Source organism: Actinomyces sp. S4-C9, assembly GCF_000758775.1.
Lineage (GTDB): Bacteria > Actinomycetota > Actinomycetes > Actinomycetales > Actinomycetaceae > Gleimia > Gleimia europaea.
This window is the reverse complement of sequence record NZ_JRMU01000004.1, coordinates 68681-95632: the sequence shown is the minus strand read 5'-3', so window position 1 is coordinate 95632 and position 26952 is coordinate 68681. Positions and strand designations below refer to the sequence as shown.

Annotated in this window: 22 protein-coding genes; 14 read left to right on the top strand and 8 right to left on the bottom strand. The window is 56.8% G+C overall.

Annotated elements, in window-relative coordinates:
* The first annotated feature begins 247 nt into the window (after positions 1–247).
* Genes HMPREF1628_RS02030 through HMPREF1628_RS08955 form a run of 3 tightly spaced genes read left to right on the top strand, consistent with a single transcriptional unit; the run spans position 248 to position 2942 of the window.
* Positions 248–472 (top strand): FeoA family protein, encoded by a 225-nt coding sequence (locus HMPREF1628_RS02030; RefSeq protein WP_083309375.1) that lies wholly within the window; start codon positions 248–250, stop codon positions 470–472.
* Positions 469–2694 (top strand): ferrous iron transport protein B, encoded by a 2226-nt coding sequence (gene feoB, locus HMPREF1628_RS02025; protein WP_034507223.1) that lies wholly within the window; start codon positions 469–471, stop codon positions 2692–2694. Before HMPREF1628_RS02030 ends, feoB begins: the two co-directional genes overlap by 4 nt.
* Positions 2691–2942 carry a hypothetical protein gene (locus HMPREF1628_RS08955; RefSeq protein WP_156956827.1) on the top strand — a complete coding sequence of 84 codons (252 nt, stop codon included), beginning with the start codon at positions 2691–2693 and terminating at the stop codon, positions 2940–2942. The genes feoB and HMPREF1628_RS08955 overlap by 4 nt, the downstream gene beginning before the upstream one ends.
* A gap of 47 nt (positions 2943–2989) precedes the next feature.
* On the opposite strand, the gene HMPREF1628_RS02020 is transcribed toward HMPREF1628_RS08955, so the two are convergent.
* The 6 genes from HMPREF1628_RS02020 to HMPREF1628_RS01995 all read right to left on the bottom strand — a co-directional run bounded on the left by HMPREF1628_RS02020 (position 2990) and on the right by HMPREF1628_RS01995 (position 10005).
* Positions 2990–3628, bottom strand: a complete 639-nt coding sequence (locus HMPREF1628_RS02020; RefSeq protein ID WP_034507221.1) for a sugar O-acetyltransferase — start codon at positions 3626–3628, stop codon at positions 2990–2992.
* Positions 3628–4650, bottom strand: coding sequence for a LacI family DNA-binding transcriptional regulator (locus tag HMPREF1628_RS02015; RefSeq protein WP_034507219.1), 1023 nt, complete (start codon positions 4648–4650; stop codon positions 3628–3630). Before HMPREF1628_RS02015 ends, HMPREF1628_RS02020 begins: the two co-directional genes overlap by 1 nt.
* Before the next feature lie 21 nt (positions 4651–4671).
* Positions 4672–5505 (bottom strand): carbohydrate ABC transporter permease, encoded by an 834-nt coding sequence (locus tag HMPREF1628_RS02010; RefSeq protein WP_052038770.1) that lies wholly within the window; start codon positions 5503–5505, stop codon positions 4672–4674.
* Positions 5505–6407, bottom strand: a complete 903-nt coding sequence (locus tag HMPREF1628_RS02005) for a carbohydrate ABC transporter permease (protein ID WP_052038769.1) — start codon at positions 6405–6407, stop codon at positions 5505–5507. Before HMPREF1628_RS02005 ends, HMPREF1628_RS02010 begins: the two co-directional genes overlap by 1 nt.
* Before the next feature lie 68 nt (positions 6408–6475).
* Positions 6476–7747, bottom strand: a complete 1272-nt coding sequence (locus HMPREF1628_RS02000) for an ABC transporter substrate-binding protein (protein ID WP_034507215.1) — start codon at positions 7745–7747, stop codon at positions 6476–6478.
* Positions 7748–7779: 32 nt separating this feature from the next.
* On the bottom strand, positions 7780–10005 hold the full coding sequence (locus HMPREF1628_RS01995; protein ID WP_034507212.1) for an alpha-galactosidase: 2226 nt from the start codon (positions 10003–10005) through the stop codon (positions 7780–7782).
* Between the two features lie 199 nt (positions 10006–10204).
* Here HMPREF1628_RS01995 and HMPREF1628_RS01990 point away from each other — a divergent pair, with 199 nt between their 5' ends.
* From HMPREF1628_RS01990 to HMPREF1628_RS01975, 4 genes are all read left to right on the top strand, one after another.
* Positions 10205–11758, top strand: a complete 1554-nt coding sequence (locus tag HMPREF1628_RS01990) for a hypothetical protein (RefSeq protein WP_034507209.1) — start codon at positions 10205–10207, stop codon at positions 11756–11758.
* Positions 11759–11865: 107 nt separating this feature from the next.
* On the top strand, positions 11866–12297 hold the full coding sequence (locus HMPREF1628_RS01985) for an NUDIX hydrolase (protein ID WP_198030383.1): 432 nt from the start codon (positions 11866–11868) through the stop codon (positions 12295–12297).
* A 113-nt stretch (positions 12298–12410) separates the two neighbouring features.
* On the top strand, positions 12411–15479 hold the full coding sequence (locus tag HMPREF1628_RS01980; RefSeq protein WP_034507205.1) for an FAD-binding and (Fe-S)-binding domain-containing protein: 3069 nt from the start codon (positions 12411–12413) through the stop codon (positions 15477–15479).
* A 62-nt stretch (positions 15480–15541) separates the two neighbouring features.
* On the top strand, positions 15542–16789 hold the full coding sequence (locus HMPREF1628_RS01975; protein WP_052038768.1) for a hypothetical protein: 1248 nt from the start codon (positions 15542–15544) through the stop codon (positions 16787–16789).
* A 33-nt stretch (positions 16790–16822) separates the two neighbouring features.
* On the opposite strand, the gene HMPREF1628_RS01970 is transcribed toward HMPREF1628_RS01975, so the two are convergent.
* Positions 16823–17977: an alpha/beta hydrolase gene (locus tag HMPREF1628_RS01970; protein ID WP_034507203.1), complete on the bottom strand. Its 1155-nt coding sequence runs from the start codon at positions 17975–17977 to the stop codon at positions 16823–16825.
* A 237-nt stretch (positions 17978–18214) separates the two neighbouring features.
* Here HMPREF1628_RS01970 and HMPREF1628_RS01965 point away from each other — a divergent pair, with 237 nt between their 5' ends.
* The gene (locus tag HMPREF1628_RS01965) at positions 18215–19612 is read left to right on the top strand and encodes a C40 family peptidase (RefSeq protein ID WP_034507200.1); all 1398 of its coding nucleotides are present in this window, start codon (positions 18215–18217) and stop codon (positions 19610–19612) included.
* Between the two features lie 128 nt (positions 19613–19740).
* Here HMPREF1628_RS01965 and HMPREF1628_RS01960 read toward each other — a convergent pair whose 3' ends face one another.
* Positions 19741–20229: an inorganic diphosphatase gene (locus tag HMPREF1628_RS01960; protein WP_034507196.1), complete on the bottom strand. Its 489-nt coding sequence runs from the start codon at positions 20227–20229 to the stop codon at positions 19741–19743.
* A 197-nt stretch (positions 20230–20426) separates the two neighbouring features.
* Here HMPREF1628_RS01960 and dacB point away from each other — a divergent pair, with 197 nt between their 5' ends.
* Genes dacB through folP form a run of 6 tightly spaced genes read left to right on the top strand, consistent with a single transcriptional unit; the run spans position 20427 to position 26932 of the window.
* Complete coding sequence (gene dacB / locus HMPREF1628_RS01955; protein WP_198030382.1) at positions 20427–21707, top strand: D-alanyl-D-alanine carboxypeptidase/D-alanyl-D-alanine endopeptidase; 1281 nt, start codon at positions 20427–20429, stop codon at positions 21705–21707.
* A gap of 3 nt (positions 21708–21710) precedes the next feature.
* Entirely contained in the window at positions 21711–22850 is a 1140-nt protein-coding gene (gene tilS / locus HMPREF1628_RS01950) for a tRNA lysidine(34) synthetase TilS (protein ID WP_052038767.1), read from the top strand.
* Between the two features lie 50 nt (positions 22851–22900).
* Positions 22901–23452, top strand: coding sequence for a hypoxanthine phosphoribosyltransferase (gene hpt, locus HMPREF1628_RS01945; protein WP_016444230.1), 552 nt, complete (start codon positions 22901–22903; stop codon positions 23450–23452).
* Between the two features lie 35 nt (positions 23453–23487).
* Positions 23488–25515: an ATP-dependent zinc metalloprotease FtsH gene (gene ftsH, locus HMPREF1628_RS01940; protein ID WP_034507189.1), complete on the top strand. Its 2028-nt coding sequence runs from the start codon at positions 23488–23490 to the stop codon at positions 25513–25515.
* Between the two features lie 2 nt (positions 25516–25517).
* Entirely contained in the window at positions 25518–26087 is a 570-nt protein-coding gene (folE, locus tag HMPREF1628_RS01935; protein WP_034507186.1) for a GTP cyclohydrolase I FolE, read from the top strand.
* Positions 26087–26932: a dihydropteroate synthase gene (gene folP / locus HMPREF1628_RS01930; protein WP_034507184.1), complete on the top strand. Its 846-nt coding sequence runs from the start codon at positions 26087–26089 to the stop codon at positions 26930–26932. The genes folE and folP overlap by 1 nt, the downstream gene beginning before the upstream one ends.
* The last annotated feature ends 20 nt before the right edge of the window (positions 26933–26952 follow it).

The following is a 26952-nucleotide window of genomic DNA, read 5'->3' as shown; positions in this document are numbered from 1 at the left end:
GGCTGGAGAGAGTTTTAAAACCTTTCTCCAGCCCCAACACTATTTATGAAACATAAACGTTTCATGAATACAGGCATTTACGATCGTATATTGTTGCGTAGTTCATGCATTGTTACGGCTATGGGCATTTGGAGCATTGATAAATTTGCCCGCAATCACGCGAAAAAGCGATTTTGGCGTTCTTGAGGTGGGTTGATTTACGCAACGGTCGTTGCAGGTTAGGTATGCCGTATCTAATCTTTTCGGTGTGAAACTTTCTGAGTGTAAGCGCGGCGATACTGGCCAGCTGCAAAATGTTGAAATCCAACCGTGTTATCAGCTACGGGTGCAAGAACTGGGCTTGCGTTCAGGAGCGCATTTCACAGTCGTAAACCGCGCCGCCTTTGGAGGCATGGTCCTAAATATCGGAGGAACTCGAGTCGCGGTAGACCATCGTTCTTCAAAATTGATTGACGTGGAGTTAGTTAAGTGAGTTGCCCAAAGTGTTCGCCCAAAAATCCGCAGTCTTGCGATAACCCGCAGGCCAGGTCTGTTCTCTTAGACGTCAAGGATGTTCGCCATCCCCGTGACACCGTGGTGCTGGTTGGTAACCCAAATGTTGGTAAGTCCACCTTCTTTAATGCGGTTACGGGTGCTCATCAGGCGGTTGTGAACGCTCCGGGTACAACCGTGGAGCTCATGCAGGGTCGTTCTACGGCGCTGGGAGCACGTGTTATTGATCTTCCCGGCACCTACTCGCTGGTGGCCAATTCTGAGGACGAACAAGTCGTCGTCGATACCTTGGCAGGTGCAACAGGGTCTGCTACGGACATGGCGTCGGGCCAGTCTATTGACCTTGTGGTCATGATGCTGGATGCCTCGGCAATGACGCGTAGCTTGTACCTGCTTGGCCAGGTAGCACAAACGGGGCGCCCGATGGTTGGCGTTATAACGATGGCGGATGTTGTCGAGCACGAGGGTGAGGTAGTTGATGCGGCCGCACTTTCAAACACGCTCGGCATCCCGATTCTGGCGGCGGATGTGCGCACGAAGCAGGGAGTGCGCGCGGTTGAAGACATGATCCGTTCCGCTCTGATTTCTCGGCCTCGCGTAAAGTCGATTCTGCCCGATCCAACTGCTCCCGGTTTTAACCAGGTGGCGGCACAGGCGGCGTTCGAACAGATTGATAAGTCGAAGTCCCCGAAGATTTTGGGTATTGGTGAGGGCGCTCCGGTCTCGAGTGCGGTAGATTGCGGATGCTCTCGTGCAGAGAATACAAGTATGGGCCCGGCTGATTCTTCCGCGGAAGCGGCACGCTTGGCTGATACGTCCGAGTTCGATCGCGCGGCAAAACTGTTTGCCTGGGTTGAGCGGGTTGAGGAACAGGCGGGACGCAAACGCGATTCTGCGCGTAAACCGTCTCGTTCAGACAAGATTGATTCACTCCTTCTTCATCCGCTGGTTGGTATCCCAGTATTCTTCCTGCTCATGTGGCTTTTGTTCCAGGCTGCGGGCAGCTGGGTCGGCCCCGTGCAAGACTTCTTCGACGGGCTGTTCTCCAGCACCGACGAGGGTGCCTTCTCGTTAGCTAACCTCTTGAAGTTTGCGTTCGCAGGCGTGGGCTTGTCCGGCACTTGGGTTGAGTCGCTGTTTGTTAACGGCCTCGCAGTTGGTCTGGGCGTAGTTGCCTCGTTCGTTCCTCTTATGTTCGTGATCTTCTTGGCGATCGCGATCTTGGAAGACTCTGGCTACATGGCGCGCGCAGCGTTCCTGGGGGATCGCGTGATGCGTATGATTGGTCTGGACGGGCGCGTAATCTTGCCTCTGATTATGGGCTTTGGTTGCAACTTGCCGTCGCTTGCGGCAACTCGTACGCTACCAAACGCCAAGCAGCGCTTGGTTACAACGCTAATCATTCCTTATACCTCTTGCGCGGCTAGGCTCACGATCTATTTGATGATCGCGCGAATCTTCTTTGAAGATAACGCTGGCAATGTCGTGTTCTTGATGTACGTTTTGTCGCTGTTCATGGTGGTGCTCGGAGCGCTCGTGCTGAAGCCGTTCATCACGAAGGGGGAGTCGAGGGCGCCACTGATGCTGGTGTTGCCGGCTTACCAGATGCCGCGTATTCTCGTGATTTTGCAAAATACTTGGAACCGGGCTTGGGCGTTTGTGAAGGGCGCCGGCAAGATCATCGTGGTTATGACTCTTGTGGTGTGGTTGATGAGCGCAATCCCGATGGCAAGGGGCTACTCCTTTGCCGATGAGGAGTTGCCGATGGAGAACTCCTTGTACGGTTCCACCGCGCGCGTTCTTGAACCTGTATTCCAGCCCGCTGGTTTTGGTGATTGGCACATGACTGGCGCGTTGATGACGGGCTTTGTAGCGAAGGAAACGTTGATCTCTTCGATCGTTACTTCCTACAACCTGGATGAGTCCGCGGCAGGTGATGCGGAGGACGGGGGCGACGATCTTGGTTCGCTGCCCGAGTTGGTAACAGCATCATTTGAGAGGACTGCGGGCGAGCAGTACGCGTCTTTGGCAGCGTTTGGCTTCCTGGTGTTCGTTCTGACCTACACGCCGTGTTTGGCTACTGTTGCGGAGCAAAAGCGTCAAATTGGGGCGCGCTGGACGATCGGGGCAATGATCGTTCAGCTGGCTGCAGCCTGGTTGCTGGCAGTGCTGGTGTTCCAAGTTGGTAGGCTGTTCTGGTGATTGTCCGGAACCAGCCGCCTCTTTACCGGCTGATGGATGAGCTTAGGCAAGGTGCAACTTTGGAGGCTGCCGCCCAGCGGGCGGGGCTGCGAGTTGAGATTGCGCAAGTGATGGTCGACCACTTGAACCGGTCGGGGCGCTTGCAAAGCGCAGGATCGCTGTGTTCATCCGGCTTGGGAGCCTGCGGCGGTGGAACTTCCGAAGAGGTGAAGGTCCACTGCGCAGGTTGCCCGCTGTCCGTCGGTTAGAAGGTGGCCGGCTCCGTTAGCCGTGGCAGAATAAGTCTGCGTTGCAGCTAGTCGTCGAACTCCAAAGTTCCCGGCTCCCTGTACCCCCACTCCAGGTCTTCATCGGTGATTCGCCTGATGATTCTTGCGGGTACCCCAGCCACAACGCACATGGGCGGCACGTTCTTGGTCACCACGGCTCCGGCGCCCACAATAGAGCCCTTACCAATGGTGATTCCGGGAAGTACAACAGCGTGCGCACCGATCCACACGTCATCCTCAATGTTGATGGGAGCAGAAAACTGCGTGCCATCCTCACGCAACTTAGGGTGAATCGGGTGGTTAGTGGACGTTAGAGTCACGTTGGGACCAAACATAACGTTCTTGCCAATGTTGATCTCATAGTCGTCTACAAGCGTCAAACCCGTATTGGCATAAGCGTTGCCAGAAAAAGTTGTGCGGTGCCCGTAAGCAACCGAAATAGGCGGCTCGAGGAACGCATTTGAAGCACTTTCCCCAAACAGTTCCGCAATGAGTTCTTTACGTAGGGCCTCATCATCTACGGTTGTTCGATTGAAACGCGCAACCAGGCGCTTAGCCCGGTCCCGCTCACTCTTGAGTCCTTCCAAGCCCTCGTAGGCATCGCAGTACAGCTCGCGCTCTTCAATGCGCCTGCGAACTTCTTCTTCTGAAAAATAAGTAGACATTAGTCTATTCCTTCTATTCTTGGGCAGCCGCAAGATTCTCCTGGCACCAGTGACACAGGGAAGATCATGTGCTCTGGTAAAGGCTCGTAAGGTTCCTTAACGAGGGTTTCGACTGCGGTGGTAAGCATTTCGTTAATGGGCTGTCTTACAGTGGTGATTCGAGGTTGAACATACTTAACGGTGTCCGTGCCATCGAAGCCCATGATGGCAACGTCTTGAGGGACGCGCACGCCAGCTTCTGTTACGGCTTTTTGGAAGCCAATAGCTAGTGCGTCAGAAAAACAGAATACGGCTGATGGGCGCGAGTCTAGCTGTAGGAACTGCTTTCCGGCCTCATATCCGCCCTCTAGTGACCACGACGTCATGATGGGAGTGAGGGGTTGCAATCCCGCATCGGATAGTGCCCGATGGTAGCCGGCCAACCTAGTGTTATCGCCGGGGAACAAGCCTCCGAATACTGCGAGGATTTGTTCGTGCCCATGGTCGATGAGGTGCTGGGTAGCGATTCGGCCTCCCTCGGCAAAATCGGGGCCAAGGGTGGTGAAGTGTTCCAAGCCAATCTGGCGGTCCAAAAGAATTGCTGGAACGGGAAGTTTTTGGTGGCGCCAGTCGTCGTCGTCGAGCGCTGAGACCATAACGATAAGACCGTCCACTCCCCAAGAGAGCATTTCGCTGATAACGGTTTTTTCAGTTTCGGGATCGTTATGCGTGTTGGAAAGCAGCATGGAGAGGTTGTGGCGCGACAGTTCTTGGTCCAGTCTGTGCACAACGGCGGAGTTAAACAGGTGCTTTACGTTGGGAATAACAACGCCGCACGTCTGCTTAGCTCCAAGCCGTAGTGCTCGTGCCGTGCCACTGGGGTGGTAGCCAAGCTCTTGGATAGCTTCAAGCACTCTGAGCCGGGTGCTCTCAGCCACGGGCCTGGGCCCGTTGTTTACAACGTAGCTGACAACGGCGGAGCTGACGCCGGCTCGAGCGGCCACCTCATCTCGAGTTACTCGGCCTTTTGTTCCAGCCCGCACGTTGCCACCACCTTGAAATCTTTACTTTACTGCGCCTGCAAGCATGCCCTTCATGAAGTACTTTTGCAAGAACAGGTATGCCACTAGCACGGGGATTACACCCAGGAACGATCCGGCTATTGCTGCGTTCACGTTGGATCCGGCCGCGCCGAAGAAGGATGCGATAGTGGGAGCCAGCGTGCGCATCTCATTTGTAGTCATGATGTAGCTACTCAGCGCAAACTCGTTCCAAACGTTAGTGCCGGTAAGGATAACCACCGTGATTGTCACGGGCTTTAGTAGCGGCAAAACGATAGAGAAGAAGGTTCGCAGCGTTCCCGCTCCATCGATCTTCGCGGCTTCCTCCAAACTTCCAGTGATACCGCGCAAGGACTGCGTGTACAGGAAGATCGCCTGGGGAAGAGCGAAAGCTGCCAACGGCAAAACCAGGCCCATGTAGGTGTTCATCATGCCGAAGCTCTTTAGCAGACGGATCAAGGGAACAAGGATAGACAGCGGGGGAATCATCATAACGGTAAGCGTCAGCATGAGGATAGTTTGATTCCACTTTGTCCGGCGTCGCGCAAGCGGGTAGGAGGCCAGTGCGCCAACAATTACCACGATGGCTGTAGCAAGGATAGTAACAATGGCCGAGTTTAAAATGGCTTGGCCTACGTGTCCGCGCTCCCAGGCGATGACAAAGTTCTCAAATGTGGATTCTCCAAAGGGAATCGCCCACGCAGAGCTTTGATCTCGCGAACCTTTAAAGGATGCAACCACGCCTAGGTAGAAAGGTACTAACTGTACAAGGCAGACCAGTACCAGGAGGAAAAGTATGAACTTAGGAGTTTTTAAAGAATTCTTATTTTCACTCATCACAGACCCACCCTCGTAGCGCGCCTATCAAGCCAGCGGTTTGTAATAACCGTGAATAGAACGATTATGAAGAACAGCACCACGCCCTGCGCGGCTGCGTAGCCGGCGGCCTGACTGCCAAAGTAGGTGCGTCCAATCAACGTTGAAACGGAGTTGGTGTCAAAGCCCGGACCTCCATCGGTTAGAACCTTAATGATGTCGTAGAGCTTGAGTCCGCCGATTAGGTTGATAACGACGGAAGCTGCGAATGCCGGGTGGAGCATTGGCCAGGTGATGTCTTTGAACTGTTGCCAGCCGTTAACACCGTCAAGTTGGGCGGCTTCGTGAACCTCTGTTGGGATCGACTGCAGTCCAGATAGGTAGATGATCATGGAGACACCAACGAACTGGAACGAGTTGATGAAGACGATTACGGCGATAGCAAAGTTAGAGTTTGCAAGGTATGCGACGGGCTGACCACCAAACGCTTCCAGGATCCCGTTCAACGCTCCCTGGCGGAATCGGAATACGAGGTAGTAGAAGGTGCCCATAACGACCGGTGAGATGAGGACCGGCAGGTAGATAATGGCTCGCACGCTGTTGGAAATCTTGCCGGAACGCTCTAGCAACACTGCTAGAAAGAGGCCAATGATCTGCTGCAGTATCGTGCTTCCAATTCCGTAAATGAACGTGTTGCGCACTGCTACAAGAAAGTTGGGGTCGCTTACTAGCCTCGTGTAGTTAGACCATCCTGCACTGGAAAGAGTGGGAGAGTATCCATCCCAGCTGGTGGTGGAAAGGTATGCGCCCTGGAGCACGGGCCATACGAGGAAGATAGCGAAGATTGTTAAAGCGGGAACATACATTAGGTTCACAGAAGAACCTTTAAGGAATCTGCGCACCGCTGTTTTTGTATCACTCATGGTTCACCTAATCGTGGTAATGAGGTGGGGTAAAATCTGGCGATTTTACCCCACCTCTAAGCAGATGCTTACTTCTGCTGTGAGTACAGCGTCTGGTACTGGTCTGCCATCTGCTGGGCAGCAACTTCCGCTGTCATTTGACCATTGATCACGCCATCGGTGGTGGTAATAATGGTGTTCCACATGCCGTTAGGCAGGTAGAGACGGTCGAAGAACGGCATAGTCGGAATCTCGCCGCCAGCAACGTACTTGTCGAAGCTCGGCTGCAGGTTGCCCAGGTCTACTTCAACGTTGGTTAGGCCAGCGTAAGCGCCCATGGCCTCAAGGAATGGCTTTGCGTTTTCTGGCTGTGCAAGGAAGTCAACGTACTTCAAAGCAAGCTCTTCGTTCTGGCTGGTCTTGGAAACGCCGAATGCGCTCACGCCTTCGCCACCAACCATGTACGGTCCGTCAACGCCGGGCATCGGCATGAAGCCAAGGTTTGCATCCGGGTTGTACTCGTAAGCCGTGGAAAGAACGAACGGCCACGAGATCGCAAAAGCTGCGGTGTTGTCAGCTAGCTGACGCGACATGTCGTCAAGCGTCGCGGACACGTAGTCAGGGTTGAAGAATCCCTTTTCCTGCCACTTCTGAACGTGCGAAGTTACGCCCTGAGCCCAAAGCTCGGTGCTGAAATCGCCATTCTTAAACGCTTCGTTTTGCTCGGGCGTGAATGCACCAGAAGCAATGTAGTTGCCAATGTCGCCAGCGTTCGATTCTTTACCGGATGCGGTGATCGGAGAGATGTTGAGCTCGTCCTTGATCTTCTGCATTGCGGCGTCGACGTCATCCCAGGTCTTTAGCGAATCCGGGTCAACACCTACCTTGTCGAGGATTTCGTAGTTGACCAAGAGACCCGTGGTTGAGTACTCAAGAGGAAGGGCGTAGATGTTTCCGTCCGCGTCGTACATGACCTTGTCGAGGCCCTTGCTGACGTACTCTGCCCAAGGCTGGTCGTTCAATGGGCGCAAGTAGGGGCTGTAGCGGTTAACAGACCAGCCGTGCGTTGAGAATACGTCTGGAACTGAATCTGAAGCCATCTTGACCTTCATGTCATCTTCGAATGAAGAGGACGCGATGGTGAGATTTACCTTTGAGTTCGTTTCGCTCTCAAACTTGGCGTTTAGCTCCTTGATCTTGGATTCCTGAGGCGAACCGGTAGGCATGTTCAAGAACACGTCGATGGATCCGCCGTCAGTGCTGCCGCCTGCCTCAGAGCCAGAGCCTCCCGAACAGCCAGCTAGGCCAAGAGCCAGCGCTGACGCTGCCACGGTTGCAACGAAAATTTTCCCTTTTCTCATCGTGAAAAGACTCCTTCGTCTTTATTGGTTTCCTACTTTTCGACTATTTCGAAAAGTAGCGTCTGGTCAGTGTGTAGACGGGGCGTCTGCACACCAGAATTTTGGAGAATGGAACCGGTGGTGGTGATTCCATCAAAGTAGCGCCGGCCATCTTTATCGGCTTGGCTAAGCTCCCCAAACCATAGCGGTGGGACCAGCCCTGAAGGCTCATTGCCGACGATTACCGGACGAATAGTGTAGGTACGCGAATCATTCAATCCGCTAAAGCGTAGCCTTCCGCGCGGAGAGATAGCAGAGCGTCCTCGCGTAACCATCTGGAACAGTGCGCGAGACTTGTCCTTTGCAACTACTCCGTGTAGCCAAATCGTTTCATCGGGAGTTTCGCAACGAACAATATCCGAAGAGTGGAGGAAATCGCGGTTCAGCTTGTAGAACGCAATCCAATCCTTCAGGTCGGACATCTCGCTGTCGGTGGCTTCAAGAATGTCCCACTCGATTCCAAAATGGCCCCAAAGAGCGGTGCCACCGCGCATGGCCATAGTGGAGTGGCGCCCAGTGGTGTGCGATTCAGTTGATGCCACGTGCGTGCCCATGAGCTCCGGCGGTGACACCTGGTTGTACCAGCGGGTCATCTCCTGACGCTCAACCGGATCGATGCAGTCCGATACCCAGAATCGGTCGGTGTGCTGTAGGACCTCTAGATCTACGCGGCCACCTCCAGAAGAACAGCTTTCAATTTCGAGGCCAGGGCATTCCGCCTTGATCTCATCAAACAGGCGGTAAACAGCATGTGTTTGAGCAGATACGCCAGCGCGTCCGCCAAGCTGAGTGTTACCCGCTTCAATCAGGTCACGGTTGTGATCCCACTTGATGTAGTCGATCGAATACTCGCGCACTAGCGACACAACGCGGTCTTTAACATACTCAAACGCTTCCGGGATTGCGATGTTGAGAACCTGCTGATGGCGCCACTGTAACGGTAGGTCCTTCGCGTCGGTGCTACCCTGTGCGGCCATGATCCAGTCCGGGTGCTTGCGGGCCAGGTTAGAATCCTCGTTAATCATTTCCGGCTCAAACCAGAGTCCGAATTGCATTCCGAGGTCGTGCACCATGTCAGCCAGTGGCGTTAGTCCGTATGGCCAAACATCTTCATCTACGTACCAGTCGCCAAGCCCCTTAAAGTCATCGCGGCGGCCAAGGAACCAGCCATCGTCGAGGACGAAGCGCTCCACGCCAATTTCGGCAGCCTTTTGAGCGAGCTTCTGGAGCTTCGGAAGATCATGGTTGAAGTAGACCGCTTCCCATACGTTAAGGGTTACGGGGCGCTCAGTCTGAGGGTGATTCTTGCGGCTGCGGAACCAGCGGTGTACCTGCTGGGCAACGTCATCTAGGCCGTAACCGTGCACGGCGTAGAACCAAGGAGTTGAGTACGTTTCGTCCTTGCCCAGCGTAATTTCACCGGGCATGAGTACTTCCGAACCGGCAATGATCTGCTGAGCGCCGATGGACTTTTCTACCCAGGTGCGGTGGTTGCCAGACCATGCGGTGTGTAGGCCCCAAACTTCGCCCTGGCGGAACGAGAAGCCTTTGGGACCAACGAAAGTGAAGCCTGGGGCGTCAAATCCGGTGCGCCCGTGGCGTCCTTCGCGCAGGTCGCAACCGAGAACCACCGGGCGACGCTGACCTACACGTTCCTTGCCCCACCTTCCGGTGGTGTCGAAAATTTCATTAGCCTCGAGTGGCAAGTTAAGTGAGATGCTCAGCTCTTCCAAGTGGTAATCGAACTCAGAGAGGTTGGTTAGCTCCGCGCGGATACGCAGTGGGCCCTGTTCGAACGGCTCCACGAAAATCTTCAGAGCGAGCTGTGAACCTTCTGAAGTTGCAGAGAACGCAACGGGCTGGTTGTCGACGAATGCGACTCCGTCTTCAATATGGCAATTCTCAGGGAGTTCTATGGCCGCGCATTTAAAGCGGGGCGACCAGCTAGTTCCATCGGCGCGGTGTCCTGCAAGCGCGGGGCGTCCCAGCCAGCCGTCGGATTCAAGTGGGATGAGGGTGGAGGAAACGTGATCATCGGGGGCGTTTCCGTCCAAAGACTCTCGGTTGCTTATTACCGCTGCTTTCACGTCAGCTGGGGTGAGAGTGCCTAAGGCTGGGCCCCAATAGCAAACCTGGGGGATTCCGCCGAAGGAATTGTCCAGAATAAATCCGGTATCTCCGGCGCACATATAAACGGCGTCGATTGTTTTATCTTTCACGCGGGTCTCCTTTGAACTGCGTTAAAGCGCTTCTGCAGTGACAAAGCTAACACGATCTACACGCGTAGACCAGCCCTCAGAGAGTAGTTACCAAACCGTTATGTTTGTTCTCAGTCTCAAGTTCCTTTAAAGGCTTCACGCCTGATCCCACGTGCCGGCACACCTTGAGCCGGATTGTTAGGCCTGTCATTATTGCTACGTGAGCGACACAAGCGTGCAGGATGAAAAAGATATTCGAGGTGGGCTCACTGGCGGCATGGCCAGTGAGAAGCCCCGACAAATCCAGGTGGCGGACTTCGATTCGGTTCGCCAAGCCAGCATGTGGCGCCAGCATGGCAGCGTGGAAGCCACGCGGCGCCTAATCGCAGTTTTGCGGACCGCGATCTTGCTCGGAGACGTCCTCACGATCGATCGCAATCAGCTGTTTGACGGGATCTTCTTTCTCTCACTCGGGCCGCAGGGCATTGCCAGGGAGCTGGGACTAGGTCCCGAAACCGTACTTCCTCTCAAAGTGAAATGTCAGCCCGAGCCTGACCAAGCTACCAGTAGCTCTGGCAAAGACAATGACCGGAGGGTTCCGGCGATGCGGGGAACAAAGGCCGGCCAAGGTGACCTCGTCAACGTTGATCTGCAACTTCAAAAAGTGCGCGAGCCGGCGTTCCTGCAGGCATCGTCCGCACGCATGGCAACAATGGCCGATGCCGCTCCAAATGACTGGCTGTGCCACGCGATTGGTGAACAATGGGTGCGCGGTGCGGGCCTCACGAATTATGCGAACGAGCTTGAAGATGAGCGCATTGAAGCGCTAATTCGCCGCGTGCAAGATCAGTGGGCGCAGGCCATCGTTGACGGCCTCGTGGCGGTTGACCGCTGGAATCGAGGGACGGGTACTGTCACTCTGGATGTGCCGGGCACGCTCCGGCAGACGCTTGCGCAGCAACTGGGGGATGAACAACCAAGGCCTTTGGCACGATTCGTCCTAGAACAAACGTCAAATTTCCGCAAAGAAGTGACGGGCAATGTTTTCGCGTGGATGACCGCGAATGAGGGACAGGCCGAGCCGGCTCCAAGCACGCGAGACCGCTCCGCGCGCGCACTCGCCACGGACACCACGTGGCACGAGGCGCGCATGGCGATGGACATGTGGTCGCGCGCCTACTATCGCGCCATTGCTAACCAGGACGGCGCAATGTACCTGTCGTTTTATGACAACTCATTCGATGCTAGTAACGAGGACTTAGCCGCGCGCTACGGCCTCACACTGCCGGGCCGCTCGCGGCTACAGCGGGTGCGTGACCGCGTTTTCTCTTCGCGTCGGGCAGAGACGATTCGTATTGAGGGAGAAATGCTTGACCATATGCTTGTGATTGCGCCTCCCGTGTTCGCGCAGTTATATCCGCTAACCCGTGAGTCTGCGCGAGACCTGATTCAACGCGGTGAACGGCAGGCAATGTTTGACATGGCCTATGCGGTGCGCGAGGCTGTGAGTACGCCCGATACGCATTCGCATAGGAAGTTCGTGACGCTCATGCGTGTTTTGTCTATGTCCGTGTTGGCGGTTGTGATTTCTGCGTTGGGTTTGATGACGGACATGACGGATATGTCAACGGGCGCGCAGATTGTTGCGGTTGCGGTTGCCGGTATTTTGGGTGTTGTTGCCGGTTTACCGTGGGATGATTTGGCAGAACTTTTCCGGCTTCGCGGATCTGCGATGACGGCTACTTTGACGATGAGTAACGAGGGGGAGCATTAATGCCGGACTGGAAACTGGAGTGGAGTGCGCCGGATTTCCCGGTCCGTGTTGACAGTAGGAGCGGCAGTACGCCCACAGGGGAACCTCAGACGCACTACCGCGTGAGCGTGGGCGAGGCCTCTTTTGCTGGCGCTGTAGCGGTTCCGATTGCTCACGATACGGGCCGCGTGCTTTTAGTACACCAAGAGCGCATCCGGGTTGGGCGAGTGCTGTGGGAGCTACCTCGCGGCATGGCGGAGGTTTCGGACCCTGATCCGGTCGCAACGGCTTTGCGGGAGTTACACGAAGAAACAGGAATTCGCGCTGAGGCCGGCGAGTTCTTGGGAATGGTATTTCCAGATTCTGGTTTCTTAGCGTCCGAGGTGGCTGTTGTGCTAGTAGAAGTGGCGGGCGAGGACGTAGCTAGAGATGCCTGTGATGGTGAGGTTCAGGCGCAGCGCTGGTTCTCGAAAGGGCAGTTGGGGGAGCTGATCCGAGAAGGTGAGCTGCGCGACTCGATTAGTTTGAGTGCGTTGGCGGTGGTGGCTCAGCGGGCTTAGCCGTGTAAAGGGCCCGGATTGTAAAGGCGCCGGATTACCAGAGGTAAGGTGCGATGCTTTTCTGTGGCTGGACATTTCCTCAAAAGAAGGCAAGGTCATGACACACTGAAGGTATGCCTACTGCTCCTGCTTCGTCGTTTCAAACGCTTTATCCGAATAATCCGGATCCTAACCAGCCGGATACCGAAGTTTTGCGCGAGTTTGCTTCCCACCTGTCTGGACGCGTCCGCGGCGAACTCGACTTCACTACCACGGCGCGGGCCCTGTATTCGACGGACGCCGGCAATTACCGTGTGGTTCCTAGCGTAGTTTTTGCCCCGGTAGATAAGGCGGAGGTCATCCTGGCTATCAACACTGCGCGGGAGCTGGGCATGCCGATTACGCCCCGCGGATCGGGTACGTCATGCGCGGGTAATGCGATTGGCCCAGGCCTCGTGATCGATTTCTTGCGTCATATGAACCGCGTGATCTCGGTTGATCCGCAAAAGAAGACGGCGATTGTAGAGCCGGGTTGCATTGAGGCAACGCTACAGAAAGCGGCCGGGCAATACGGGCTACGTTTCGGGCCGGATCCGTCCACGCAAAACCGGTGCACAATCGGCGGCATGGTGGGCAACAATGCGTGTGGTCCGCACGCTACCGCGTGGGGTAAGACGTCCGAAAACATTGTGTCTTTGGAAGTTGTGGACGGGCATGGTCGCCACTTCACTGCAAGTCAAGGAAGTCTCGCCGTTGTTCCCGGCCTGCAAGAATTGATCGAGGCGAACTTGGCTCCCATCCGCACCGAGATGGGTCGGTTTGGACGGCAAGTATCCGGCTATTCCCTGGAGTACCTGCTACCCGAAAACGATGGCAACCTAGCGGGCATGCTGGTTGGAACCGAGGGCACGCTTGCGTGCGTGCTTGAGGTAGAGGTAAAGCTGGTAGATATTCCGCGCGCCCCCGTCCTCGTGGCCATCGGGTACTCGAACATGATCGAGGCCGGGCGGGACGTGCCCGCAATCCTTGCGCATAAGCCCCTCGCTGTTGAAGGACTGGATAAGCGCCTCGTTGATGTTGTGCGCGTACACAAGGGCCCCGGCGCCGTGCCTGAGCTTCCCGCGGGCGAGGGGTGGCTCATGTGCGAGATCGGCGGCGCAGACCTCGATGATGCGATGAGGCGTGCCCAAGCCATGGCTGGTAGTGCAAACTCGAGTGCTGTTGCAATCTATCCACCCGGGGAGGATGCGGCTCGGTTGTGGCGCATTCGTGCTGACGGCGCGGGCCTTGGTGGCCGCACGCCCGTTGAACTGGACAGTGACGGCAACGTTGTGGGCGGAAATGAGCAGGCTTGGCCCGGTTGGGAGGACGCGGCTGTCCCTCCAGAAAACCTAGGTGACTACCTGGAGGACTTCACCGCCCTCATGGATAATTACGGGATTAACGGGCTGCTGTACGGGCATTTTGGTGATGGTTGCGTACACGTTCGGCTAGATATGCCGCTTGGTTCGCAGGCCGGAGTTGGCAAATCCAAAAAGTTCTTGATCGACAGTGCAAAACTGCTGGGCAAATACGGAGGGTCCGTGTCCGGCGAACACGGGGATGGGCGCTCGAGGTCCGAGCTACTCAAATACATGTACAGCCCGCAGATGCTCCAACTTTTTGCGGCTGTAAAGCATCTGTTTGATCCGGAGAACTTGATGAACCCGGGAGTATTAACGCGGCCGCAACCTCTGGTGGGGCCTGCGGGTTCACACCCGGATCACAATGCGTTTGAACAACTACAAAAAGAGATAGCGCCTGACAATCTTGAGATCGGGTTGCGCCGCCCCGCTGCTAAACCGATTCCAGCGGCAACCGGATTCCAGTTCCGTCACGACGATGCGGACTTCACCACTGCAGTGCACCGTTGTACTGGCGTGTCTAAATGCCGCGCGGACAACAGTGGGGGCGGGGAGTTCATGTGCCCCTCGTTCAATGCAACCAAGAATGAAATTGATTCCACGAGGGGCCGAGCGCGGGTCCTCGAAGAACTAGCCAACGGTGAGCTCATCGCAACGTGGGATGATCCGCGCGTGACGCGCGCTCTTGACCTGTGTCTTGCTTGCAAGGCGTGTGCGGCGGATTGCCCGGCGGGGATTGACATGGCGAAATACCGGTCCGAGGTCTACTACCGGCGCTATCGGGGAAAGGTGCGCCCCGCCTCGCACTATCTTCTTGGGCGCCTGCCGGTGTGGACCAGGCTAACCGCCACCATCCCCGGAATGGCGGCGATATCTAATACCGCAATGAAGATTCCTCCGATACGAAATCTCGCATTCAAAATTGCCGGCATTGACGCTCGCAGGCAGATGCCGCATTTGCAAAGCCATCTGTTTAACAACTGGGCGCCAAAGCATACTTGCGCGCGTAAAACCAGCTCCGTACCTCGATCCGATAACGGGAAGAAGTATGTTGTGCTGTGGGCAGATTCGTTCTCGCAGTCCATTAATGACGAGGGTGCCCGAGACATGATTGAGGTCTTGGTATTAGCCGGATACACGCCGCTGTTACCACCGCAGGATCTTTGTTGTGGTTTAACTTGGATTACAACTGGGCAGCTCGATACGGCACGCGAAAAAATCACCGCGCTTGTCGAGCAGCTAACCCCGTTTGCACTGGGCGGCATCCCGATCGTTGGGGTGGAGCCGTCTTGCACTGCGGTACTTCGCGATGACGCTTTGGACCTGAACATTGACGCAGAGGTAGAAGCAGTGAGCTCAGCTGTCTACACACTGGCAGAACTCCTCACGGCGCCTGCTCCCATCGGACCTGATTCAACGGATTGGATGCCTAACTTGATGGGTAAAGAGGTGGTGGCCCAGCCTCACTGTCACCACTATTCGGTGATGGGATGGGACGCGGACGAGACCCTGTTAAACCGCGCGGGTGCCAAACTGATCAAGCTCTCTGGATGTTGCGGTCTGGCTGGAAACTTTGGAATGGAGGCGGGCCACTATGAGACCTCGCTAAAGGTAGCGCAGCAGTCTTTGCTCCCCACCCTCGCCCAGCACCCGGATGCGATTTATTTGGCCGACGGTTTTTCTTGCCGCACCCAGGCAGGGCAGTTGGCGGGGCGCGGCGGAGTGCACCTCGCGTCCTTAATCAGACAAAACCAAAACGGTCCATGGACCAGCTCGGAATGTCTGCAAGCTAAGAAATGAGGTGTCAAACCACACCGCGTTCATGACACAATAGAATCAGCTCAGACTAGGACGGAACGATAATGGCGCTTTTCGAATTTGATGACGGTCACTTGATCCCTGCCCACTTCGGCCGAAGTGTGCCCGGTGAAATAGCTAGCGACATTTTGGCGTCGGTGCGCGAGCAGGTGCTTCAGATCGTTGGCCGTGCGCTGTTCCCCATTTTTTGGCAAGATGCCGGCGGGGTAGGAGCAGGCCGAGATGGGGGCGAGCCGCGTCTTACGGCTTTGGACGCGTCCGGGCAGGTTGTCTCTATCGAGGTGGTTGAGCAACTGGATTCGCAAACCATGATCGATTCCTTGTCTCGTCTGGCTGACACCGCCTCGCTGGGGTGGAACGATCTTGCCGCGCAATACCCGTCGGGTATGCCGGGTTTTCGCGCTGGGTGGACCGAGTTTCGCGACGCCATGCCGCCGTCTCCCGCGCCCGGCCCGCGGTTGATCCTCGTGGCTGGGAAAATTAGTGATTCTGTGCGCCCCGCACTGGACGTGTTGGCGTCGTCGGGCGTGGAGGTTCACGAAATCTCGGTGCGCGAAATGTCGAATGGGCGCAAGTTCATCGACGTTGAGGCGGTAGGCCCGCGGCTTTACGGGCACAACCCGAACCTGCTTCTGAGATCCACCCCGCAGTCACTGGAGCTTGAACGCAAGAACAATGAAACGGATTCAGTTGAGGAGGCTGAGGGAGCAACCGGTAGGCATTCGGCCGACCCGCGGTCCTTTGACCCGTGGGAGGAGGGCACCTCACAAGAGGTTGCCTCGTCAGAAGCTACGCGCGAATCTGTAGAACCGGAAGTAGAGGCGGGACCAGCGCCTGTAGAGCCAGAGGTCAAGTCTGCTCACGGGACAGCAGAGGCAGAGATCGCGCCGGAACCTGCGTTCAAGGCTGAATCGGCGCAGGTGAGCCAAGTCGAGCCGCAACCGTCTGCACAAGAGGTCCCACAGCTTCAACCGGACGTGGATGGCCTCGAGGTGATTGCTGGAATTCTTGGGCAGGACACCGCGCTCGTGTGTCAGAGCGAAAACGGTTTGCACACGGCAACACTGGCGCCAAGTGGTCTTATTTCTTCACTGGGATGGTCAACAAAAGATCCAAACGAGGCCGCAGCAATGGTCAGCGGTTATAGTAGGTTTGACGGGTGGCAAAACTGGCGCCTAGGTGACGCGCTTGGCCCAACGCTTGCGGAGTCTCTTGAAGAGATCAACCGTGAGATTCGAGACGAATATCTACATTTGGGTAAGCCCAGGCGGGGTCGCCGCCGTCGCGGTTAATCTCCGTTAGTGTGCGGCCTTTCGTGCCACGCCCTATTTTGGTGCTATCTGCACGTCCGAAGGCTTTGGCACTCGCAGGCGAAACAGGTCGGCTGATTCGGTTTGCGCAAAGGTTTCTTGCCCTAAAACGGCGAAACGAATCCACTGGAGCGTGGCGCTCCACAGCTGCCGGCGAACGGGAGGAATCGAAAGCGCCAGATCATGCACGCCTCCAAACCGGCGAATGAGGACGTTCTTGCCCAGTCGCGCTCCGCGCTCGGCAATCAAGTCCGCGTCTAACACAGTGTCTTGGTAGCGCACGTCGGAACTCCATTCAGAGCCCTCATAAGTGTGCGTGGAAGAAATATTCATAACAGGGCAGTCAATATCGAGCCCGCCTGCCACTTCTTGGTGACCGGTGATGACGGCTGCAAGCCAGCCGGCGTATATGGACCGTCCAGTGGCTTTCCACTCGGGAATAAGCCCCCAGCCGGCTAGTGATGGATCATCTTTGTAGGGCACGAGGTCGCTTGGCATCTCTCCGTCGTCTTTGTTCCACCCTCGTAGAGAAATACCGTAAAAGTCGTTACCACCCGTGGGAAGAACCCGGCGGGACTCGCGCGATGCAATTAGTTGTACTGCTTGTTTTGTGGGCACGCGCGCTATAGAGGAAGTTTGGAGTTCTAGCCAGGCTGAGTTAAGCCACAGTCCTGCCAGGCGCCCTGGGTGGTGCGCCGCCCACAGCGTTGCGGTGAGGCCGCCCGTGGAGTGCCCCATCAAAACTATGGGCAGGTCTTCGCCCATGATTAGTAGGGCTTCGGCGATGTCTTCGTCGTAGTCAGCCAGGTTTTGCGTCCAGCCAAAGGTTTGGTTCTTTCTCCAAGATCGTCCGTATTTTCGCAGATCAAGGCCAAAGAACTGTCCCCCTGCTAGGGCTACTTGCCGGGCGAGTTCGCGCTGGTGGTAGTAGTCGTTCCACCCGTGAATGTAGAGTGCTTTGAATATTGGTTCTTTCGGGGTGCCTTCGAGGGCGTGGGGGTCGCGGCCTGCGTCATGTCGCACGATGGTGGCGAGGACTTCGCCCTCATCATCGGGTAGAAGCTGCAGGGTTTGTGCTTTAAAGCCGGGACCGAGCACATCGGGGCTCCACTGGCCCGCGCGGGGAACAGGATACTTGCCAAAACCGGCTTTCGGATTAATATCGCCCATACAACGAGCTTAAACTCTTACTCCGTAAAATACGTGGGTGCCTGCTAGGCAATTTCGAAACGGTCATGTAACAAACTTTTCAAAGCGAAAAATGTTGAGATTCAAGGCGACACGCCGAGGATTTGTGTAACTGCGGCTACGATTTGTGGAAATGAGGGGCGGTGTTGCGGTAACTTGGGTAAGAGTAATTAGCAGTCTGCATTCGTGGATGGGTTTTGTAACTGGAGATCGTGTTCAGTGAGTAAGTACTTTGGTAAAGGCGCGGTGATTGCGCTTACGGTATCTGCAAGTCTCGTGTTGGTGTTGCCGGGTTTGGCTGTCGCTGACGATGACTATAGCGATCTGTCGGTTGCGCAGCTCGAGGTAGAACTTGCAAAGGTATCTGCCGAATCTGCCGAAGCTAACGTGAGGGTGCAGCAGGTTGCTGAAGAACTTGCTGTTGCTCAGTCGCAGTTGGCTCAGGCGCAGGCCGATGCGAAGGCCGCGAAAGACGCTGTGGCGTCTTCGTGGGACAAATACAAGGGCGAGCGTGAAACGCTCGCGGCCCTCACCCAGACTACTTATCGCTCTGGCTCTGGTAATGCCCAGCGCCTGGCTCCGTTCTTGACCAAGGATGGCCTGGCGGACATGGAGCGCCGCGGCAAGATCGTTGACACGGTGTCGCAGATTACGGATGCGAAGCTCCAGCGCGTGGCTGCTATGCACCAGGTTGCGAAGGCGATGGAAGATCAGGCAGCCGCTACGGAGAAGCGTGTGCAGGAGGCACAGGCTGAGGTAGAGAAGCGTTCGCAGGAGATCCAAGCTTTCGCTGATGATAGGCAGGCCGCGGTTGCGCAGGTGCAGCAGCGTCGTGATGGTTTGATTGCGCAGTTGGCGCAGCGTCGTAGCACTTCGATTGCGGCGGAACAAGAGCGACAGGCGCAGATCGAGCGTTCACAAAATGCGCGCCAGGAGGCCGCTAACAGGGCTCGCGTCGAGCGCAGTCAGGGCTTGGTGAATCAGGCTGAGTCTGCCCGTCAAGCAGAGAACGCTAATCAGAGCTCCGCGCGCGATCAGGCCAGTGAAAACTCCACCAGGGCTCTAGAGGAAGCGGCTGCGCAGCGTGCGCGTGAAGAGGCCGAAGCTAAGCGTAAGTCTGAAGAGGAAAGGCGTGCCGCGGAGGCGCGTGCAGCCGAGGAGGCTCGTCGCCAGGCCGAGGCTGCAGAGCAGGCTCGTCGTGCAGCCGAGGCCGCGGAGCAGGCTCGTCGTGCGGCTGAGGCTGCTCAGGCCAGCTCAGGTGGCCCGGGTGCTGTGGCCTTTGCGAAGGCCCGCATCGGAGTGCCTTACCTCTGGGGTGGAACTGGTTCTGGCGGTTATGACTGCTCGGGTCTTGCCATGACGGCTTGGGCCAGCCAAGGTGTGTCGTTGCCGCGTACGTCCCAACAGCAGTACTGGGCTACCCAGCGCGTTTCTATTAATAATCTGCAGCCGGGTGACCTCGTGTTCTATGGTCCCGGTGGTTCAACCAGTGGTATCTACCACGTGGCGATTTATGCCGGTGGAGGCATGATGGTTGAGGCAACGGTTCCAGGTGACTACGTTCGGTTGAATCCGCTTCGTTACGGTGACCTTGTACCGTATGGTGGACGCCCATAATTAGCAGATTACGCCGCTAGTAATACCGCGCGGCAAGCGCAGAGGTTGCTAAGTGGCTCTATAGACAATTAGTTGGAGGTTCGCCCTTGGGGCGAACCTCCAACTAATTGTTTTGCGCGCGGCCGGGTTTAGAAGCCGGCTTCTTTGGCGCGCTGGTAGGAGCGGCGAATCTCCGCTTCTGCTTCTTGACGGCCAACCCAGTGTGCGCCCTCAACGGATTTGCCGGGCTCGAGGTCTTTGTAGACCTCGAAGAAGTGTTGGATTTCAAGGCGGTGGAATTCAGAAATGTCATCGATTTCCGTACGCCATGATGCGCGCTGGTCTCCGGATGGGATGCAGATGACCTTGTCGTCGCCACCGGCCTCGTCACGCATTCGGAACATGCCGAGTGCGCGGCAGCGGATTACGCAGCCGGGGAAGGTGGGTTCTTCAAGGATGACTAGTGCGTCTAGCGGGTCGCCGTCTTCGCCGAGCGTGTGATCAATGAAGCCGTAGTCATCGGGGTAGCGTGTTGAGGTGAACAGCATGCGGTCAAGGCGGATGCGCCCTGTTTCGTGGTCAACTTCGTATTTATTACGGTTGCCTTTTGGAATCTCAATAGTGACGTCGAATTCCACTGTTTCTTCCCTTCGCTTAGTGTGATCTCCAGATTACCTGACTAGGGGCCGTGAAAAACGCTTTACACTTAGGGTGTCAAGTGACTGGAGGGCACGTGTTAAAAAGAACTGTTACCGTGATTCTAAGCGTTTTCATAGCTATTGCGTGCATAGCCGGATATGTTTATGCCGATCTTAACGATGTTGTGCCCGGTTTTTTGACTAAGACAAAACCGATTGTTGGTAAAGAGCCTCCTTTGAGGGAATCTGTGCAGCTCAGCGATGCTATTAGCGCACAGATGGCCGCGGATGCGCCACCTGTTGATCCTCGTGAACTTGCACCCGCATGGGAGGCGTTGGAGCGGGCTGGTAAGGAGCAAAAATTCACACCGGGCGTGTATGTTGCGGACGTTTTAACCGGCGAGGTTATGCTTGATGAAAATGGGCAGACACCGATGCCCCCGGCCTCGACCATTAAAATTTTGACGGCGATTAACGCGGCGCAAAGTTTGGATCCAGCCGCCACTCTTTCCACACGTGTTTTCATTGACGAGGCCGGAGCGCTTCACCTAGTGGGTGAGGGTGATCTACTTCTAGTTGCGGGCGTTGGGGGGCCGAAGGCGAATGGTAGGGCCGGTGTGGCTGATTTGGCTGCCGCCACGGTTAAGGCGTTGGAGGGCAACGAGCGTTTCCCGGGAAAACTGGTGTTTCACGAGCACATTTTTGAGGGGCCAACGCGCGAGTTGGCTTTGACGAATGGCTTGGAGGATTGGGTGGGGCATGTTGCTCCTTTCGCGATTGATCGCGGACAGATACCGGGGGGCGGGTACCAGCCTTATTACGATGATCCGGCAACGCAGGTGGCGCAGGCGCTTCAGGAGGCGCTGAACAGTGCGGGCGTGCAGGTGGAGCTGGAGGCGTCGAGCGAGCCGTATGACGGGAAGGGTGAGCTGCTTGCGCAGGTGCATTCCGTTCCAATCTCGCAGATGACCCGCATGATGCTGATGGATTCGGATAATACGCTTGCTGAACAGTTGTGTCGGTTGAGCAGCGTGGCGCAGGGCGCGGGATCAACACTGGAGGATGCCGCGCGAAATCTTGTGGAGCAGGTGAAAAAGACCGGCGTGTACGCCGGCGGGCTGAGCGTGGTGGATTGTTCCGGGTTGAACGTGGCGAACAAGGTGAGTCCGCGAACGCTCGTGGAGTCCCTGCTGTACCTGCAGGATACGGGTGTGCCAGCCGCTTTTAACATTGTGCGTGATTTACCTGTGGGTCATTTTTCGGGAACGTTGAATAAGCGATTCGAGGGGGATCTCGCGGGGGCTCAGGTGAATGCGAAGACGGGTACTCTCGATGAGGTTTCGTCATTGGCCGGTTTTGTGATGACGAAGCGGGGTCGCGTGTTGGCATTCCACGTGCAGTCAAGCGGTATGGAGGACGGTGCGGTGTTTACTCGCCCGGCAATTGACGATTTTGCCCTTGCGCTCGCGAAGTTATAGTTCATGGTTTCTCAGTTGATTGGTTCTACGCCGCCTAAACATACGAGGGCGGTGACGTTGGCGCTTCGGGATGTGGTGAAGCGTAACGGTTTAACACCGGGCGAGTGGGTGGTTGCCTGTTCGGGTGGTCCGGATTCCTTGGCGCTCACGTTTGCAGTGGCAGATTTGGGAGGTCGGATGGGCGCTGAGGTGCGCGCGGTGATTGTGGATCACGGGTTGCGTGCGGAGTCTGCGGCGGAGGCGGAGCAAACCCGACAGGTGTTGGCACGCTGGGGGATCGCGGCCCGCGTGGTGACCGTAAACGTTGGTAGCGAGGGGGGCGTGGAGGCTGCAGCGCGCGAGGCACGCTACTTGGCGCTGCGGGAAAACTCGGGCGCGGGCGCGGTGGTGTTTTTGGGTCACACGATGGACGATCAGGCGGAGTCTGTGCTGCTCGGGTTAGGCAGGGGTTCGGGCGCGCGGTCGCTGTCGGGAATGCGGGAGGTAGTGCGCGAGGGCGCGCCGTCCTCGCGCACGTGGGTTCGCCCGTTGCTCGGAGTGCGGCGGTGGGACACGGAGGGGATGTGCGCCGAGCTCGGTTTGGAGCCGGTGCAGGATCCGTCAAACCGTCTGCAGGGTGGTTGGGCGCGCGCGGATGGGGGGCCTCTGCCTCGGGTAGCGGTACGCCATCGCGTGATCCCCGCGCTGGGGGAAGCACTCGGACGCGATGTCGTGCCGCTACTGGCGCGGTCGGCGCAGCTTCTGGATGCGGATGCGAGCGCGCTGGAAGAGTGGGCGGGCCGGTGCTGGCTTCCGGGTGAAGATCTAGTGGTTGAAGATTTAGCGGGCTTACCGCTGGCGGTGCGCTCGCGGGTGTTGAAGGATGCGGCGCAACGCGCGGGTGCGGCGCCGCTCACGCAAGCCCACATTAGTGCTCTCGATAAGTTGGTTGTAGGTTTCGAGGGGGGCGATCCGATTGATTTGCCCGGCGGTGTCAAGGCTTGGCGCGAGCGTGAATCGGGATGTAACCAACCGGGTTCCCAGGGCGTTCAGCAGTCACATCCGGGCAGTGCCCCCAGTCGCGAACCGCAAGCACACGGGGGCGCGGATTGCAAGCGAGAAGGCCGTGTTCGCCGGCTGATAAAAATAATGAAAACCAGCTGATTTGTGCAAGACTGGAAGTACCAATCACTAACTTTTCACGGGAGATGAAAATGCAAGCATCCGACATGGGTTCTGACCTCGAAAAGATTTTGTTCACAAAGGAGCAGATCGATGCGCGTCTGGTAGAAATGGCGGCGGAGATTGATCGCGATTACGAGGGTAAGGAAATTCTTCTGGTAGGTGTTTTGCGTGGCGCGATTATGGTGATGGCTGATCTTTCGCGCGCTATTTCTACGCCGCTGGAAATGGATTGGATGGCTGTGTCTTCATACGGTTCGGGCACGAAGTCTTCGGGTGTTGTGCGGATTTTGAAGGATCTTGATTCGGATCTGACGGATAAGCACGTGTTGATTGTTGAAGACATTATTGATTCGGGCCTCACGCTTGCCTGGTTGAAATCGAACCTGTCCTCGCGCGGTCCGGCGTCGGTGGAGATCGCCACGATGCTGCGTAAACCGGAGGCGGCTAAGGTCGAAGTTGATGTGAAGTACGTGGGCTTTGATATTCCGAACGAGTTTGTGATTGGTTACGGCCTGGATTATGCGGAGAAGTACCGCAACCTGCCGTTCATTGGGACTCTTGCTCCCCACGTTTACAATTAAGAGAATTTCTCGAAGCTATTTGAAAGGGTCCTTACGTGAAGCGACCGGTGCACAAGAAGGATTCGAAGTCGAAGAAGAAAGATTCGCCGAATTGGGCTGCCATTGCGGTGCCGTTGTTGATCTTCTTCCTGGTTGGTTGGATGGTGTGGAGACTGTTCCAGCCGGCGCAGATTGAGACTTATGAGGGCGTGGAGTTGCTGCGCTCTGACAAGGTTGAGCGCGTGGTGGTGAATGACCCGGCGCAACGCGTGGAGCTCAAGCTGACTGAGGATTTCGTGCATAAGCCGACTTCAAAGGATGACAGGGAAGTGAACCACGGTAAGCAGGTCACTTTCGTGTATTCAAAGGATCAGGGCCCGAGCATGCTCCGCCTGGTGGAGAAAGTAGATGCGAAGGCCGGCTATAACGTTTTGAACCCGCAGCCAAGCCTGTTTGGTTCGCTTTTGCAGCTGATGATCCCGATCCTGCTGTTGTTGGCGGGCTTTTATTGGCTGACTACGCGAGCGGCGGGCGGCCGGATGATGGGCGGTTTTGCCCAGTCGCGGGCAAAGGAGTTTAACCGCGAGAATCCCGAGGTCACGTTCGCAGATGTTGCGGGCGAGGACGAGGCGGTGGAGGAGCTACAGGAGATCCGCGAGTTCCTGGCTCACCCCGAGAAGTTCACGGCGGTGGGGGCAAAGGTGCCACGCGGCGTACTGCTGTATGGCCCTCCGGGTACGGGTAAGACGCTGCTGGCAAAGGCGGTTGCGGGCGAAGCTAATGTGCCGTTCTTCTCAATGTCTGGCTCTGAGTTCATGGAACTGTACGTGGGCGTGGGCGCGTCGCGCGTTCGTGACCTTTTTGATAAGGCGAAGAAGGCCGCTCCGGCAATCATTTTTGTCGATGAGATCGACGCGGTGGGCCGTCACCGTGGCTCCGGTATTGGCGGTGGCAATGATGAGCGGGAGCAGACACTAAACCAGATGCTGGTGGAGATGGACGGTTTTGATGACCGCACTAACGTCCTCATGATTGCGGCTACCAACCGTCCCGATATTCTTGATCCAGCTTTGCTTCGTCCGGGTCGTTTTGACCGTCAGATCGCGGTTGAGGCTCCCGATATGCGAGGCCGCTTTGAAATTCTGAAGGTTCACGCGAAGGGTAAGCCTTTGACTGCGGATGTGGACTTGTACCAGATTGCGAAGCGCACGCCGGGGTTCACGGGCGCTGACCTGGCGAATGTGCTTAACGAGGCGGCGTTGCTGACGGCTCGTTCAAATGCGGATCTGATTGATAACCGGGCCTTGGATGAGGCCATCGATCGCGTGATCGCGGGCCCGCAAAAGCGCACGCGCGTGATGAACGAACACGATAAGGCTGTCACGGCCTACCACGAGGGCGGTCACGCCCTGTGTGCTGCGGCGCTTCGTTACACGGCGCCCGTGACGAAGGTGACGATTTTGCCGCGCGGGCGCGCGCTCGGTTACACGATGGTGATGCCCACGGAAGATCGCTACTCGAAGACGCGCAACCAGTTGTTGGATGACCTCGTGTATGCGTTGGGTGGCCGCGTTGCGGAAGAGCTGGTGTTCCGAGACCCATCTACGGGCGCGTCAAACGATATTGAGAAGGCCACGACTACGGCTCGCGCAATGGTTACGGACTATGGCATGTCTGAACGTTTGGGCCTGGTGAAGCTTGGCGCTGCTGACACGGAGCCGTTTGCTACGCAGGCCGGAGGCCAAAACCACGAGACTTCCGATGCGATCACTGCGATGATTGACCAGGAGGTGCGGACGCTACTTGACCACGCGGCTCGCGAGGCTTGGCAGATCCTCACGCGGAACCGGCACGTGCTTGACACGCTGGCCCAGCGCCTACTGGATGAAGAGACGCTGAGTGAGAACGAGCTTGAAGAGATTTTCAAGGACGTCATTAAGCAAGCCGAACGCCCCGTGTGGAACTACCAGGCGGATGCTGCGGTTGAGGGGACGAAGTGGGGAGATCCGGTGGGGATTTCGGATTCATCCGCGAAGCCGCAAACCCCGCAGCAGGCGAGTCCGCAGGAAAGACTGGGCGAATAGCCATGGCTTATGACGCGGCTGGTGTTGAGCGTGCCGTGCGTGACCTGCTGGTAGCGATCGGGGAAGACCCTTCCCGCGAGGGTTTGGTTGACACCCCGGCGCGCATGTCCCGGGCTTGGGCAGAGATCGTGGGTGGTTTGGAAGAGGATCCGTCCGTACACTTGGAGACGCATTTTCGGGTGGAACACGAAGAGATGGTGCTGGTTCGCGACATCGATTTTTATTCGGTTTGTGAACACCACCTGCTCCCGTTCTACGGCAAGGCGCATGTGGCTTACATCCCGGCTAACAACACGGTGACGGGGCTGTCTAAGCTCGCGCGCCTCGTGGAGGGCTACGCGCGTCGCCCGCAGGTGCAAGAGCGCCTCACGTCGCAGATCGTGGACGCTCTCGTGACTAAGCTGAAGCCACAGGGCGCTTGCGTGATTATTGAGGCCGAACACATGTGCATGACTATGCGCGGCGTGCGCAAGCCGGGTTCGTGGACTGTCACGTCGGCATTGCGCGGCGTGATGAACTCGCCGGCAACCCGCCAGGAAATCATGACCTTGGTGATGGAAGGACGCAAGTAATGAGCTTTCTAGCTCCCCAATTCCACGGCGTTTCGCTACCTGAGGGCCGCACGCTACTGATGGGCATTGTGAATGTAACGCCGGATTCGTTCTCGGACGGCGGAAAGTGGTTTGCTACAGACCGGGCGGTATCGCGCGGTCTGAAACTGGTAAGCCAGGGCGCGGACATTATCGATGTGGGAGGTGAATCAACCCGGCCAAACTCGAAGCGCATCAGCGCCGGTGAAGAAATCTCACGCATCGCGGATGTGGTGCGCGCGCTGGTAGGCGAGGGCGTGGTGGTGTCTGTAGATACGGTCCACGCGGCAACTGCGCAAACAATGTGTGAGGCCGGTGCGCACATCATTAACGACGTGTCCGGTGCCTGCTGGGACCCACAGATGGCGCGGATTATGGCGGATACGGACGCGGTGTGCATTATTCAGCATTGGCGCGGTCTTCCGGGAGCGCCGGATGAGGACATCCTCGAAACTGGTAGCGTTGATACGGTGCTTGGCGAGCTTGACCGCCAGGTTGAGGCCGTGTTGGCCGCCGGAGTGAAGCCGGAGCGGATCGTGCTGGATCCCGGCCTCGGGTTTGCGAAAACTATGGAGGCTGACTGGCAGCTGCTGGGCGGCCTTGACGAAATGATTGCCAGATCCCCATTTCCGTTTCTGATTGGACACTCGCGGAAACGTTTCATTAAGAGCTGTGCAGACGAGTTGGCGGATGTGGATGAGCTGACGGTTGCCCTCACCGCGCTGATCGCCAAGTGGCGCCCGTGGGCTGTGCGGGTTCACGAAGCGAGAGGAAATTTGGCCGCCCTGCGCGCGGCCGAGCAGTGGAATCGCGCATCTGTGAAATAATTTGGAACGATTGGTAGAAG